The organism is uncultured Winogradskyella sp., assembly GCF_947495255.1.
GTDB lineage: Bacteria > Bacteroidota > Bacteroidia > Flavobacteriales > Flavobacteriaceae > Winogradskyella.
In genome coordinates, this window is sequence record NZ_CANLYI010000001.1 from 108,757 (window position 1) to 123,061 (window position 14,305).

Consider the following 14,305-nt stretch of genomic DNA (forward strand, 5'->3'; position numbering starts at 1 on the left):
GTTAGAAAACTCAGCGATTTTCTCTTTATAAACTATTCCAGTTTTTAAACTTAACGGACTGCCTGCTAGATACTTCTACTTTTTCACCAGTGGTTAATATAATTTGTAATTTATTATTGAAGTAGGGGTGAATCTTTTTGATGTAATGTATGTTAATCATTTGGCTTCGATTCACACGGAAAAAGACTTTAGGGTCTAATTTTTCTGCTAATAAATTTAAAGAACGCTTTATCATTGCTTTATCCGAACCAAAATAGAGACGTGCATAATTTTCTAAAGATTCAATAAAATAAATATCTGTGAGAGGAATAAAATGACATTTTTCACCATCTTTTATAAATATCTTTTGATGCATCGGTAAGGTGGTAGGCTCTAATTTTACCCTATTAGACAATTCTTCCTTTACCTTTTCAATAGTTTTAGAAAAACGTTCATCTCTTAAAGGCTTTACCAAATAATCTAAAGCATTCATCTCAAACGCTTTTACAGCATATTGATCATAGGCCGTTGTAAAAACGACGTCAGGCACATTGGTTAGTTCTTCCAATAAATCAAACCCAGATTTCCCAGGCATATGAATATCTAAAAACAATAGGTCTGGTTGTAAGTCTTCAATTAAAGTTATGGCTTCATCTACATGACTAGCTTCAGCTATAATTTCAAACTCTTTATGTTTTTCTAGTGCACGTTTTACTTCTTCTCTCGCTAAACGTTCATCATCAATGATTATGGTTTTATATCTTTTCATCGTTTATATGCATTGGAATTATTAGTTCTGCGCAGACATGGTTATTTTCATTCTCTGTTAAACTAAAAACAGCCTTACCTTTATATTGAATTTCTAAGCGTTTTTTTAAATTTTCGAGACCTAATCCAACACTTTTATTTTGATTAATTATTCCAGGATTCTCAACTGTAATATGAATATGGCTATCCTTCTTTTTAATTTTTAAGTAAATAATACCACCATCAACTATTAAATCAATGCCATGTTTAATGGCATTTTCTATCAATAACTGAATACTTAACGCAGGAATCTTATAATTAATAACGCCTTCTTCAATACTGGTTTTTAGTTGAAGTCGTTCCTCAAAACGCAGCTTTTCTAATTCAATGTAATCATAAACTAAAGCCAATTCATTTTTAATAGGTGTTAAATCTTTGTCTTTTTCATATAAGGATGACCTCAGCAAATCTGATAATAAATCAATAGCTCTTCTTGCAACGTTTGGGTTTTCGATGACTAATGATTTAATAGAATTTAATGAGTTGAATAAGAAATGTGGATTCAATTGCGCTGATAAATTATCTAACTGGGCTTGTTTTGCGATTAAGGAAAGTTGAGCATTCTCTCTTGCCGTAACCACTTCTTTTTGATAGTAATGATATAAGTGATACGCCAATATCCAAATAGACATTAGTCGCAGTCCTGTAAGTAAAATTGGATCCCAGTACATGATGGCTTCAAAGAAATTTTTATCCTCGCCTGCAATAAAAGTCCAATACGCATACCATTTTAAGTTGTTTATTAATACATATAGAAGCGCTAATAAAAGTATACTTGGAATAACACGAATAAGTAACTTTTTAATTGGCAACTGACTCCAGTTAGCTTTTAAAGCATACATTCTATACATATGTGTTAAGAATATTCCAATTGCCACATCCAAAACATAATTTAAAAATGTATAAAAAATTCCATAATTATCTCTGGTATATACGGTGTATGCCCAATAAGTTGACACCAAGCACCAGCCCATCAATTGGCAAAGCCAATATAAACGGGTTTTTGATATTTTATTGGTATAACTTAAACTCATATGAACAGCAAAGCAACGTATTTTCTTTAAAAATAGAAAAAAGAAATACATGAGCGCGAATAAGAAGAGATAAGCGTTTGTTATTAATTTTAAGAATTTAGGCTATGGAATATATGAGGCTTGGATAAATTACTAAAAAGAAAATTTACAGATTGAAGACAAGAGAATTCATGACTTAAAGATTGTCTTTCTTCATGATAGTCTCAGTAGAGGATTCCTCTTTTTTATATCCATCTTTGTTGGCTTAAGTTTTATTCAATTCTTTATCTCTAACTTACAACGCCATTATTTAGGTATAATCCAATAAGGCTGAAGGAGTTAATAATTCCATGTGCAATTATTATAGGAAAAAGTTTTCGCTTAATTATAAAATAGACTGAACCAAATATAAGGGCAATACAACCAGTGGCAATAACACCTGCTAATCCTTGGTAAATGTGTAACATTCCAAATATTACAGCATGTATAATTAATGCTATAATTATTCCCAATGTATTATTTCCAGTACAATCAACCAATCTATTTAGTAAATATCCGCGAAATAACAATTCTTCACCTAAGGCTGCACCAAACCAAACAACTGTAATTAGGTAACCTATAAAAACAAGAGGTTTTCCCATAAAAAAGGCAAATCTATCAGCTACACCTGCTGGGTTCGTTAGACCAAAGCTTTCCAATATTGGTTTTACAATTAGTCCCATAATTGAAAAAACTAGTATTACAGTGCCAAGTGCTATCAATATATTAATCATCCAATTTTTTGTGCCTTTTGGAATCTTAGGCCCAAGCTCTTTCCAGTTTATTTTTTTTTGTTTCATGAAAATCGTACTAACTATAATACCACACCAAATTGCTATTGAGCCAGCACCAATTACGTCGAAATAATCCGCAAGGTGTTTTATGCTCAATATAGTTAGGAATACAATTGCTATTTCTACAAGTATTTTAATATTAAAGTATTTCTTTTGTGGTTCCATATCATTTATCTAATTAGTTGTGAGCTGTATACGTCTTTGTTAGTGTCAGTATTTTTAATTAACTGGATATATTATAAAGCTATCATGAATTTGTTTTGTCGGCGTATCTCCTAATTTTGTTAGAGCACTTGAAAGTTCTTTTAATGTGAATACACTTAACGGAAGTTGGTGTTCTTTAGGCTGGTAGATAGTTCCCATGGGGTAATCAACACCAGCTGTTTGAGTCATTTCAATGTGATTTCCAAGTATGGTTGAAACCTCATTAATGTCGGTGAATTTTACAAGTCTTTCAATACTCATTTTAAAAGCAATCCAATCATTTATGTATAGTCTACCAGGATAAAAGGTGTCTCCAGTCAAGAGAATTTTAGTCGAAGTATCATAAACCGCAATTGAAGAAGCTTGGTGTCCAGGAATTGGTATTATTTTCATCATACGATTTCCTAAATCATAATCTACAATTTCTTCGGGCCAGTTTGAAATCTTAAAAAAATCTTGTACATCTTTAACCTCAAGGTCTATTACAGAAGTGTTCGGTTTTCCTTTGAATTGTCCATCGCCTGCAAAGTGGTCTCCATGCTTATGAGTATGCGCAACAATTAATTTGACCACTCCATTCTTTTTAGACCAGTCGTTAACAATTCTATTTACAGTTTCATAAATCGGAAAAATATCATCTTCTTGAGTAGCTCCAGTATCCATTAATAGCGCTTTGTTTTCACCAAAAAACAGAAACATAAAAGGTGCTTCGTAATTTGTACACTTGTTTTGGCGTAAAATATAAGTATTGCTATTATACTTAACGACCTGAATTGGTGGGTCAATATTATCTTCACAGTTTTCAGAACCATGAATCCAATTTTGAACATTTAAATCAACAGTGTCTTCGATTGATGGTTGGCATGACAAAATCAGAATTAGTGCTGATAGTAAGATTGTGATTTTTGTTTTCATATGTTGGTCTATATTGGCTTTAATGTGATTGTGTATGATTCGTTATGTATTTAAGCAACTGATTTAACAAATAAATCGCAGATAGAAAGTCAGCGAGGACTTTCGTAAGTAGGCTAGAACTAGCAATGAAACGAGCGCAGCGAACTGGCAAGCAATTATACACGGTATTTCTCACTGTATTTTTATTTATAATTTTTCTTTAATTGCTTTTCTCCAAAAGTAAATTCCAAAAACACAAGTCACAATTGCAAACATAATTCCGTTTTCGCCAAGCCAATGTTCCGTTCCTTCATTTTTAATGGTTAATTCAGGTAATATTTTTTGAATATATACATTGCTTACTGCGTGAAATATTACAGCTGGCCATAGGCTTTTAGATTTAAACGTGTAATACGTCATAATAAGTGACATAGAAACAATTACGACAGTGAACGTTGTAAATTCTAATAGGACATTGTTACTATAGTAAACAAGCAATGGCCAATGCCAAAAAGACCAAATCAATCCACTAAAAATTGATACACCAGTATATGAAAGAACCTTTCTTAATTCATAGATGAAAAATCCTCGCCATCCAATTTCTTCCCCTAATGTTGTTGCAGAGGCTCTAATAACCTCTATAGTTGCTAACAACATTATAGCTATGATAGTTATTGATGTTGGGCTTAAAGTGCCTATGCCAAATAAGCCAAGTTCTTTTCCCCATTCTGTAATGTCTTCGCTATTGGCTAAATTTCCAAAACCGAAAATCCAAATAAGCACATAAGTGATTATACCATATAAGGCTGGGATAACGTACGACATTCGTATATATTTCCAATTTCCCCAATTCCAATTTAGAGATGAAATCTTACGACCTCTTATTTTTAAGGTAATAAATGCAGCTATTGCAGGACACCACATGATAGCGCCAACATATATTCGTGATGGATATAAATTAACTATTGCATAATGGAATGGTGAAGTAAGAGCAAATACAAGACCCAGAAATAAGAATATTGTTATCCAGGTTTGTTTTTTATTTTCTATAGATTTTATCATGATGAGTAGTTTTTTTTTATGGTGCCATTATATTTTCATATTCATTGCTTCAGTGACTTCGCTCAGCGTTTCAATCGCTGTTTCTCTCGCCTTACTTATACCTTTAAGCAAAATATCCCTGACATAATCTTTATTTTTTTCAAGCTCTATTCTTTTTTTTCTAATAGGCTCAAAATATGTGTTTATGGCTTCTTCTGTTAGCTGTTTAAGTTTTCCTGATCCTTGGTCGCCAATTTTATGAGCAATATCGGATGGACTTTTATCTGAACATAAGGAAGCTAACTTAAGTAAGTTGGAAACCTCTGGTCTGTTTTCGGGGTCGTAAGATATGTAACGACTTGAATCAGTTTTGGCAGATTTTATTAGTTTTGCTGTTTCGTCAGCTGTTGACTTTATCATAATTGAATTGTTGCGACTTTTGCTCATTTTTTGAATACCGTCTAACCCAAGAATAGTAGGGGTATCAGTAAAAAGTGCAACTGGTTCTGTAAAAATATTTTTATTGAATTTGGTATTAAAGCGCTTTGCAATTTTCCGAGTTAATTCTATATGAGGTAATTGGTCTTTTCCAACAGGAACCACATTACTTTTACAAAACAAAATGTCAGCAGCTTGATGAACTGGATAGATATACATTCCTGCATTAATATTTCTCAGTCCTGAAGCAGTAATTTCTTCTTTAACAGTTGGATTTTTGTTTAATTCTGAACTAGAAACTAATGTCAGAAATGGAATAGTTAGTTGATTTAATTCAGGAATATGACTATGTGGAAAAATATGAGTTTTATAATTTTCAGGGTCTAATCCACAGGCTAAATAGTCCAAAGTTAGTTCATAGGTGAATTTTGAAATTTCATTAAAAACATTTCTATCTGTCAACACTTGATAATCAGCAATTAAAATATAAGTCTCAATTCCCAAACTTTGTAATTTTAATCGGTTTATAATTGAGCCAAAATAGTGTCCAAGATGCAAATTACCTGTAGGTCTATCTCCCGTTAATACGCGATACTTATGAGGATTCTTATACAAATCATTTTCTAATAATTTGCTTTGCTCTTTTGCTTTTTCAAAACTTTTATTTAACATTTTTTGTTTAATTTTACTTATAGCTAGGTCTTATGCCAAAAATTAATAAATAACCAATCATCCAAAATTCACCAATAGTTGCCGGTAGCGTAAGATATTCATTGAAGCTAAAATCAATGCCTGCATAGTGGATTAAGGTACTTAATACATAGCCAATACCACCTAAAACAATAACTCTTCCCAACCAGATGGGCATTCTTTTAGATTTGATAACTATGTATCCCATAGGAAACAGCCAAAGTCCAAAGAAAAGACCACCAATACCCCAGGCATTAGAAATTATATGTTGAAAAACCTGAATTAGTAAAACTTTATCTTCCATAGCACTTATATCAGAATTTGCAATGCCTATTGCTGAGGCGATTGAAATTGCACTTATCATAATGACTAAAGCATTTACCATACCCCATATACCTAGAGTCCAGGCTTCCCATTCATAATTATCTTTAAATAATTTAAAAAACCAAACTGCGGTAAGTGCCTGAGAAATTACGATACCAAATTCTAATAGCAACCTAATTCTTGCTGTAGATTCTAATTCTATTAAATTTGTTAGCGTTTGTTCAGGATTACCAGACACAAATATTTGAGAATGAAAGACCATAAACCCTAGAATTCCTGTAATAGCCATCATTAAATACCATAAGCCAGTTATTCTAGCGGTCTTAATCAAATTTTTCTGTTCTGTATTTGCAATCATAGTTTATTTATTTTTATTATTTAATACTAATTCTGACTCTGTAAAAGAGTAATTGTTACAGTTTTGCCCTAATGGCACACAACGTGATTGTATATGGTTTGTAGCGTGTTTTAAGCAACTAATTACCGACCAAGAAAGTCCGCAAGAACTTTCGCAAGTAGGCAAAAAGCCAGCAATAAATTATATACGGTGTTACCAAACGTATTTGTTGATATTACTAGCTTCGAAATCATTCCTCTTGATTAATATATTTTAACCCTTCGTATAAAGCTACTAATGGTACAGAGCGATGGTTTTCTTTTTCAAAATATTCTATTTCGATATTTAGAGGTTTATCCGATTTCTTTGTTATTAAAGTATAGAGAGAGTCGTGTCTTTGTTTATTCCTTTCGTAATTAGCCTCTCCTTGATTGGCAGTAGCGATATAAAGTTTTTTATCTAATGATATTGAGGAAATAGAATCAACTTTGTTTTTCATCATCTCCTCATTCCACCAAATACTTGGGTCTATAGAAATGTAAGCATTAAATACGCTATTTTCATCCATATAGGAATTTAGTGTAAGTAGTCCTCCTAAAGAGTGCCCAACAAGAGTTCTAAACGGTTCTGTCTTATACTTTTTATCAATATAAGGTACTAGTTCTTTCTCAATGAAATTCAAAAAAATCCTTCCACCTCCCATATTATTCGGTCGTTTGGTCTTAATTTTTGTAACTGTAAAATCTCGTTCTCGGTCAACATTCTCTATGGCTATAATAATACTTTCAGGCATTAAATTGTTTCGATTCCTATTAGAACTCATAAAATGTACTATTCCAGATGCTGTTTTAAAATGAGTATATCCATCCAATAATATGATAACTGGATATTTTTTATCAACTTCAGATGAATTATTGTATGAATCAGGAAGACTTATTAAACAGGTTCTTTCTTCATCTAAAATATTAGATTTAATAACGAACTTACTTCCTACTATAATATCATCTGTTTCATTCTGTCCAAATGTGGTTTGTACTCCTGAAAGAAGAATATATAAAATTACAAATGTCAAATTTTTCATAGTTTGCTTTATATGTTTGGTAACGGTTATGTATAAGATCATTTGCGTGGTTTAAGCAACTAATTTAGCAGATAAATTACGGGTAGAAAGTCCGCGAGAACTTTCATAAATTGGCTAAAACAAGCAATTAATTTTATACAGTGTCAGCCGTTTTTTTTCTGTTTAATATTTTAATTCCAAGTGTTACTAAGATGACTATTAATGCAATAAAAAATATACTTGTTGAAATGCTTTTTATAACTGAAAATATATTAGTTGTATAAACTGCAGTCTCATTCAATTCGGGATAGTTTTTAAGCATTGTGATAATTCCGATATTTTCCAAATAATCTGCAATTCCAGCAATTATCGGTATTACGCAGAGATAAATATATGGGGAATTTAATTTGTTCAATTTTTTTAAGAAATAACCCAAAAGCAGACAGTAAGAAAGTCCGAATAGCAGTGGGTAAAACATATCAACAGGTATTTGATTGGTTAGATACGTCAAACGTCCATTTTCTCCAAGCGAATTGAATAATTCACTAACATAATTCAAGTCATATCCTGTGGGCATCATATCCAATAATTTAATTCCGTTAGAGAATTCCATTGTTTTGGGAATGGTGACTGTCAGCATAAAAGTGTAAACAAGATTGGTCAAAATAAAAAGACTTAAAACCTTTTTGCCCGAAATATTCTTATCTATGAATTTTAATAATCGTTTCATTTTTTTCTCAAATAAGTGCTAACGATAAATTGGATAGTTAGTGTCAGATTGCTTAGTAGTTTCTTATAAGACTTCTACTTTAGCATTACTTAAATCCGCATTATGAATTAGAAAATCTATTACGAACCAAAAACACTGCAAATCAGCTACTTCGTTTCGTTATCTTCTCTAACCATAGCGATGCTATGCTTTTCAAATTTAACATCCTGATTTATTGTGTTTTTGATTCTCATAACAAAGTTCTAATGCATATTGCGGGTTATACAAAATGTTAGCCTTTGTTATTTGTTTTTTAGTTCTTGAATTCTGTTTTTATAGTATTCGTCATTACTTAATTCAGCAGCTTTTTGCACAAACCTTAGTGCATTAGTAATATCATTTTGAGCTTCATAATAGTCTGCCATTGAATTATAGGCACTTGCGCTGTTGGGGTAATAATCAATATTCGATTTGAAAAACATAAATGCTTTTTCAGGTTGCCCCATTTCTAAATTCATATAGCCATAGCCACTAAACATTTCCTCAATCATTGGAGGGAAGGGATAACCAAAATGCGTTGAATAGATTTCTTCTTGTTTTTCCAATAGCTTAACCAATTCTTCTACTGTCGTTTCAGGATTATTATATTTTTGCGGAGATTTAAACTGGTACCATTTAAAAAGAAAAATCAATCCATCTCTCATCGTTGGGAGCGGAACAGTACCATGTAAATCTTCATTGTACACCTTCCATGAGAAATTTAATCCACTCTGTTTTTGAGAGGTCGCAAAAGTTGAAAAGTCAACGATTGAACGTGCAAACAAAGTGAATTCTGAAGCGTCGTCCATAATATTCTCCATGGTTATTTCTTCATCCCACATGTGTAGCTGTTCTGCTGCTAAAGACACATAAAGAGATTTACCTTTATAACTTTCTGAACTCAGCTTTTCTTTTGCCTCCTTCAATAATTTTTGGTCGTCCCAATCCAAACTTGGATCTATGGCTATATAGTTTTGAAAGAGATGTTTATGATTAACCAACATATTTACCGTAAACAAACCGGCATAAGAATGCCCAATTAAGGTACGATAGGCCGTGGTTGGATATTTATTGTCAATGTATGGGATTAGTTCTTTTTCAATACTTTGGGTGAAGTTTTCCGCACCACCAGTTTCTTTATTCATTGCTTGCCCACGCCTCATTTTAATCTGAGAAGTAGTTAAGTCCCGTATCCTGTTAGTTTTGTTAGAAATTCCAATTAGAATCATATGAGGCAAATAATGTCCCCAATAATTATCATAAATTTCTTCTAAATTTTCTCTCAGAGAAAATCCATCTAACAAATAAACAACAGGATATTTTACACTACTATTTGGGTTATAATTATCAGGGAGTTTAACCCAAAACTTTCGATATTCTTTGAATACCTCTGAATAAACAGAATCAATAATTTCTGTTTGAAATTCACTCGATTGATTCAACTTCGATTGTGCCGATATACCTTGAAAGACAATAATGAGTCCTATTGTCAATACTATTTTTAATCCTTTGCTCATTTTGTTGTTTTTATTAATTGTTGTTTTTTTGTTGGTGGATAAAGTTCTACAGCTATCTATTTTAAAATAGCATGCTTCAGACCTAATATTATTTTAATCCTAAATTGAAATTCTGATGGCACTAGTGTTTCATTATTTTTGATTATTGATTGATTTTGTAATCTCAGAAATCACATTTCCTGTATGCAAAGCTGATTTATTTTCAATAAGCATTAAATGGCATTCCTTTTTAGAACTGACTTTATGATTAATTCCTTTTTTTACAATGAACAAATCCCCCTTTTTCATTGTAAATGGTTCTTGGTTTTCTATTTCAAAAACAAGACTTCCTTTAAGCACATAAAATAATTCATCTTCATTTTTATGGTGATGCCAAGGCACTTTGTTTCCCTGTATTTTTACAAGTTTTATAAAAACATCATTTACTTCACCAATTATTTTAGGAGAATAGTAGTCTTTTATGGTTTTAAGTTGCTCGTTTATATTCATAATATAAAATAATGAAGTTATGTGAAAAGGATATTTATTAATGAGTTTACGCTTATAAAATAGATTCAAAAATTAATGCTTGTTTATAGTCTCTAACAAATTCTGCTTCCTCTCTATAAATTACCATTCTTGTTTCCATTTCTCTTTTTTAGCCATTAAATTCTGCCAACCATTTTAAAATTGATTGATTAGTTTCTTGTGGTAATTCCTGTTGAATGTGATGGCCACAATCTAAACTAATAACATCTAAATTCGGAACGAAATCCTGTAGCCTTTCAAATTTTGGTATCATATCTAGATTGCCATAGATCATAAGAGTAGGCTGTTTGATGATTGGGTTAATATCTGCTAATAAGTGCCAGTTCCGGTCGAGGTTTCTATACCAATTAATAGCGCCATTAAATCCGGAATTGTTAAAGGCCTTTACAAAAACAGACAAATCATCGTCGTTCATAATAGACTCACCAAAAGGCTTTTCTGCTTTTGCAAGGTTCATCATTAACATTCCTGGTTCTGGTGGTGCAAGAGGTACATTCTTACGAAATAAATTACGAAGAAAATTTTCTGTATGGTTCTCTAATACAGCATCTGCAACTCCTGGGTGTTTATTAAAATGAACAAAATAGAAATCGTCTCCAAAAAACGCTTCCATCAACTCAATCCATGGTTTTTTGCCGCGTTCTTGATAAGGTAGTGCAAGATTTATGACTTTATTTACCCGCTCTGGATGTAAGAGTGCAAGGTTCCAAACTACATTTGCACCCCAATCATGACCCACAAAAACAGCATCTTTGTAGTTGTAATAATCAAGTAAAGCTACCATATCACCTGTTAAATGGGTGATATCATATGCTGTTACGTCTTTAGGGCAAGATGAATAACCATATCCTCTTTGATTTGGAACAATGACATGATAACCAGCTTTAGCAAGTGCTGAGATTTGATAACGCCATGAAAAAGCATGTTCGGGAAAACCATGACAAAGTACAATTGGATTGCCAATATTTTCTTTACCTGCTTCAAATACTTCTAACTCAATTCCATTTATTGAAATTATATTTGGACTAGGGAATTCTAAAGATTTTATTTCTGCTATCATTTTAGTATCTGTTTTTATCAATAATTAAATCCTCTATTTTTTTAAAACCTTTTGAATTTGGTACGTGTTTAGTATCTTCAATCAAAACAACGTCTTCTATAGAAGAAAATATTCGTTTGGCTCTTTTAATCAATTTTCTACCAGGAAACATAATATCGTTTTCACAGGCGAAAATGGTAATAGGTGTTTCAATTTGTTGAGCAGATTTTTTAGCTATTACAGGTAATGGTGAAAAGTCCATATTACAATTTTGAAAAGTGGTTCCCATAAACTGGATGGCAAAATTATCAGCATCACTAAAAAGAGCTTTAATGACTTTTTTTAGATAGTTATCATTACCCGTTTTTATAAATTTCTTTAAAGGAATAAACATCTTAAATAATCCTATAAAAGGATTTCCATTTACGATGTAAACTGGCGCTATTAAAAAAACGTTTTTTATGAGTCGTTCGTTAAATTCTAAAGTCTTTAGTGAAATAAGGCCTCCAAAAGAAAATCCTACTAAAGTAACGGCTTTCAATCCTAGTAAAATAATAACTTCCGTTAACCATTCTCCATAATCTAAAGTCTTCATGTCTAACCTGTTTTCAGCACTTTTATTAGGTTGGGCAAGTACGTCTATTGCATAGACACAATATGTTGAAGATAAATTAGGAAATGATTCTAATATTAATGGTGCACAACCGCCTGTGCCATGAATAAGGAGTAATGGAGGGTTTTTTACGTTTCCAGTAATAATAACATTTGTAACGCCAAACTTTGTTTCTACCGATTCTTCGGAATATTCAATATTTAGCTCATTTAACTTCTGGCTATACAGGGATAAGATTTTGTCTTTTCCTTCTTTTGATTTGAAAAACATATACTGTTCGTTTTTTGATTGATGATTGTGATTGGTTTTATCTATGCTAAAATTTATACCCTATTCGCAAGTGCATATTTAATTCCATTTCACTTTTGTTCTTTACATAACCAGCGCGTTTAGCAAATGTGTAACTAAATCCTGCACCAAGACCTGCTTCAAAATCAAAGTGTTTACCTAAATTTCGCCTAATTCCCCAAGTGGGTATAATGGAAAAGTCACTTACTATAGGCGCATCGTCAGTATTGAACAGTGCCAATTCTGGATGATAACCCATCTTTAAAGCAATAAAATTGCCACTATTTCCATCAATTGGTTTTGAGTTCTCTGAGCGTTTTTTGAGGTTGTAATAGAATCTTGGCTCCACAACTATCACAGGTGTGAGTAGAAATGGAGAGTCATAATCATCGTAAAACGTAGATTCCCAAATACCAAAATCAAAACCGAGCTCTGTTCTCAGTGCTATGGTATTTGATAGTTTTGCTTCATTATATGCCCAGATTCCTAGAACTCCAGTTTGTAATCCGAATATTGATTTTTCTACACTTGTGCTTTGAGCTTTGGCGATTAATGTTAGTCCGCACAAAGTCAAGGTAATTAAAGTTTTTTTCATGATAATATTTATTTTAGATACAATTGAACTTGTAAATATGATTTATGTTCAATTTTTTCTCATTACTCAGAACTTACTGTTTATGAAACGTAGCGTATAAATACACACTATATTTCACTTTAGTTCAGAGCTAAATTTTTATATTTTGTCAATAGATAAATTCACTATATATTAAAGTTTATAACCAGCTAAACCCTAATCCTACATTAAAGATTACTGCATCTCTGTGTGCATCTCCATCTAAAGACGCACGACCAAGCACTAATTTAGACTGAACATTAAGCGCAAAGTTTTTCTTTTTGTAAATTTCATAACCTGTACTTGCCATAACGGCGCAACCAAAGTTCCAATCATCATTTACATCATCTTTAATATCATATAGTGCGGGCGAATCTATGGCTAAACCAATTCCGCCATGAATCCACCAGTTGTCTTTTACCCAATATTGTACAGATGGTATAAAACCTCCAAAATTCCTGTCATTACCTTGAAATTCGTATATGTTTCCTGGCATAGCGGCAGTAATGGCAAGATTTTCATTCAACATATAGCCCAACTTTAGATCTGGAAAAACAAACGTTCCTTGAGCTTTATCAAAGGTTTGAATACCTTCACTATCTTCTAAACTGATTAGACCTCCACCTACTGAAAATTCAATAATAAAGCCATCTCGCTGTGTTGAGGTTTCTGGATTTGTGTTTTGAGCGTATGTTATACTTGATACTAATGCAAAGGCTACGCAAGCCATTCTTGATAAGATTTGTTTTTTGATTGTTTTCATTTTAATTAATTTCATAATTGTTCGTTTTTTGATTGATGATTTATTTTGTAATTTGAGTTGTTACATTAAGATTTTTTTGAGTATTCTAACGCGGCACCAATGGCAATTCCAATTGGAAGCCATAAAGCTATGTTTGAGGTTAATAAGCCTACTAATACTCCTGAAAATATGCCTATTGCAAGTCTAATTCCTTTTTTACTTTTAATTGAATTCATAATTGTTCACTTTTTGATTGTTTTTTTTTGATTAGGATAAACTTAAAAAAGGTCTTTAATCAATTAAACTTTATATGATATTCGAATGTTTGTTAATGATAAACTACCTCTTACTAGTTACAAACAGAATTTGTACCTTATAATCATTTGTTAGTACTTATTTTTCCTTAGTTCATCTAATACATAAGTGATTAAATCCATAATAATTAAAAACTTGATTTTCGTTTCTACAAAGATCGATCCAGAAGCAATATGCTTCCTACCCCTTATGAAGCCTTATGTATAAAGTTTGAGGATAGATTGAAAACTATGACGCAGTTATATAAATTATGATGCATATAAGGCTTTCTATCGCATCTTT

16 protein-coding genes are annotated in these 14,305 nt (G+C 31.9%); all 16 read right to left on the reverse strand.

The window, feature by feature from the left end:
• Positions 1-25 precede the first annotated feature (25 nt).
• Entirely contained in the window at positions 26-748 is a 723-nt protein-coding gene (locus Q0807_RS00480) for a LytTR family DNA-binding domain-containing protein (protein ID WP_299105118.1), read from the reverse strand.
• Entirely contained in the window at positions 735-1,760 is a 1,026-nt protein-coding gene (locus tag Q0807_RS00485) for a sensor histidine kinase (RefSeq protein WP_299105120.1), read from the reverse strand. Before Q0807_RS00485 ends, Q0807_RS00480 begins: the two co-directional genes overlap by 14 nt.
• 329 nt (positions 1,761-2,089) lie before the next feature.
• The gene (locus Q0807_RS00490) at positions 2,090-2,797 is read right to left on the reverse strand and encodes a CPBP family intramembrane glutamic endopeptidase (RefSeq protein ID WP_186844078.1); all 708 of its coding nucleotides are present in this window, start codon (positions 2,795-2,797) and stop codon (positions 2,090-2,092) included.
• Positions 2,798-2,851: 54 nt separating this feature from the next.
• Positions 2,852-3,751 (reverse strand): MBL fold metallo-hydrolase, encoded by a 900-nt coding sequence (locus Q0807_RS00495; RefSeq protein WP_186844079.1) that lies wholly within the window; start codon positions 3,749-3,751, stop codon positions 2,852-2,854.
• 186 nt (positions 3,752-3,937) lie between these two features.
• Positions 3,938-4,792: a CPBP family intramembrane glutamic endopeptidase gene (locus Q0807_RS00500; protein WP_186844080.1), complete on the reverse strand. Its 855-nt coding sequence runs from the start codon at positions 4,790-4,792 to the stop codon at positions 3,938-3,940.
• Between the two features lie 27 nt (positions 4,793-4,819).
• A complete protein-coding gene (gene trpS / locus Q0807_RS00505) occupies positions 4,820-5,881 on the reverse strand; it encodes a tryptophan--tRNA ligase (protein ID WP_299105124.1) in 1,062 nt (353 codons plus the stop codon).
• Positions 5,882-5,894: 13 nt separating this feature from the next.
• Positions 5,895-6,554, reverse strand: coding sequence for a DUF4386 domain-containing protein (locus tag Q0807_RS00510; RefSeq protein WP_299105126.1), 660 nt, complete (start codon positions 6,552-6,554; stop codon positions 5,895-5,897).
• Between the two features lie 256 nt (positions 6,555-6,810).
• On the reverse strand, positions 6,811-7,641 hold the full coding sequence (locus Q0807_RS00515; protein ID WP_115816437.1) for an alpha/beta hydrolase-fold protein: 831 nt from the start codon (positions 7,639-7,641) through the stop codon (positions 6,811-6,813).
• A 133-nt stretch (positions 7,642-7,774) separates the two neighbouring features.
• Entirely contained in the window at positions 7,775-8,350 is a 576-nt protein-coding gene (locus Q0807_RS00520) for a hypothetical protein (protein WP_044633940.1), read from the reverse strand.
• A gap of 281 nt (positions 8,351-8,631) precedes the next feature.
• Positions 8,632-9,885 (reverse strand): alpha/beta hydrolase-fold protein, encoded by a 1,254-nt coding sequence (locus Q0807_RS00525; protein ID WP_044633941.1) that lies wholly within the window; start codon positions 9,883-9,885, stop codon positions 8,632-8,634.
• 132 nt (positions 9,886-10,017) lie between these two features.
• Entirely contained in the window at positions 10,018-10,374 is a 357-nt protein-coding gene (locus Q0807_RS00530) for a cupin domain-containing protein (protein ID WP_044633979.1), read from the reverse strand.
• Between the two features lie 148 nt (positions 10,375-10,522).
• Positions 10,523-11,473, reverse strand: a complete 951-nt coding sequence (locus Q0807_RS00535; protein ID WP_044633980.1) for an alpha/beta hydrolase — start codon at positions 11,471-11,473, stop codon at positions 10,523-10,525.
• 1 nt (position 11,474) lies between these two features.
• Positions 11,475-12,335, reverse strand: coding sequence for an alpha/beta hydrolase (locus Q0807_RS00540; RefSeq protein WP_044633942.1), 861 nt, complete (start codon positions 12,333-12,335; stop codon positions 11,475-11,477).
• A 46-nt stretch (positions 12,336-12,381) separates the two neighbouring features.
• Positions 12,382-12,948 (reverse strand): hypothetical protein, encoded by a 567-nt coding sequence (locus tag Q0807_RS00545; protein ID WP_115816072.1) that lies wholly within the window; start codon positions 12,946-12,948, stop codon positions 12,382-12,384.
• A 178-nt stretch (positions 12,949-13,126) separates the two neighbouring features.
• Positions 13,127-13,729 carry a hypothetical protein gene (locus Q0807_RS00550; RefSeq protein WP_044633981.1) on the reverse strand — a complete coding sequence of 201 codons (603 nt, stop codon included), beginning with the start codon at positions 13,727-13,729 and terminating at the stop codon, positions 13,127-13,129.
• A gap of 65 nt (positions 13,730-13,794) precedes the next feature.
• Positions 13,795-13,944, reverse strand: a complete 150-nt coding sequence (locus Q0807_RS00555; RefSeq protein WP_165586786.1) for a hypothetical protein — start codon at positions 13,942-13,944, stop codon at positions 13,795-13,797.
• Positions 13,945-14,305 lie beyond the last annotated feature (361 nt).

What these genes read in the sequence shown, in the direction of transcription:
- Q0807_RS00520 (WP_044633940.1), bottom strand. Translation starts at nt 8,350, where the DNA reads ATGAAACGATTATTAAAATTCATAGATAAGAATATTTCGGGCAAAAAG.
- Q0807_RS00555 (WP_165586786.1), bottom strand. Translation starts at nt 13,944, where the DNA reads ATGAATTCAATTAAAAGTAAAAAAGGAATTAGACTTGCAATAGGCATA.
- Q0807_RS00485 (WP_299105120.1), bottom strand. Translation starts at nt 1,760, where the DNA reads ATGGGCTGGTGCTTGGTGTCAACTTATTGGGCATACACCGTATATACC.
- Q0807_RS00535 (WP_044633980.1), bottom strand. Translation starts at nt 11,473, where the DNA reads ATGATAGCAGAAATAAAATCTTTAGAATTCCCTAGTCCAAATATAATT.
- Q0807_RS00530 (WP_044633979.1), bottom strand. Translation starts at nt 10,374, where the DNA reads ATGAATATAAACGAGCAACTTAAAACCATAAAAGACTACTATTCTCCT.
- Q0807_RS00490 (WP_186844078.1), bottom strand. Translation starts at nt 2,797, where the DNA reads ATGGAACCACAAAAGAAATACTTTAATATTAAAATACTTGTAGAAATA.
- Q0807_RS00480 (WP_299105118.1), bottom strand. Translation starts at nt 748, where the DNA reads ATGAAAAGATATAAAACCATAATCATTGATGATGAACGTTTAGCGAGA.
- Q0807_RS00495 (WP_186844079.1), bottom strand. Translation starts at nt 3,751, where the DNA reads ATGAAAACAAAAATCACAATCTTACTATCAGCACTAATTCTGATTTTG.
- Q0807_RS00550 (WP_044633981.1), bottom strand. Translation starts at nt 13,729, where the DNA reads ATGAAAACAATCAAAAAACAAATCTTATCAAGAATGGCTTGCGTAGCC.
- Q0807_RS00540 (WP_044633942.1), bottom strand. Translation starts at nt 12,335, where the DNA reads ATGTTTTTCAAATCAAAAGAAGGAAAAGACAAAATCTTATCCCTGTAT.
- Q0807_RS00545 (WP_115816072.1), bottom strand. Translation starts at nt 12,948, where the DNA reads ATGAAAAAAACTTTAATTACCTTGACTTTGTGCGGACTAACATTAATC.
- Q0807_RS00525 (WP_044633941.1), bottom strand. Translation starts at nt 9,885, where the DNA reads ATGAGCAAAGGATTAAAAATAGTATTGACAATAGGACTCATTATTGTC.
- Q0807_RS00500 (WP_186844080.1), bottom strand. Translation starts at nt 4,792, where the DNA reads ATGATAAAATCTATAGAAAATAAAAAACAAACCTGGATAACAATATTC.
- Q0807_RS00515 (WP_115816437.1), bottom strand. Translation starts at nt 7,641, where the DNA reads ATGAAAAATTTGACATTTGTAATTTTATATATTCTTCTTTCAGGAGTA.
- trpS (WP_299105124.1), bottom strand. Translation starts at nt 5,881, where the DNA reads ATGTTAAATAAAAGTTTTGAAAAAGCAAAAGAGCAAAGCAAATTATTA.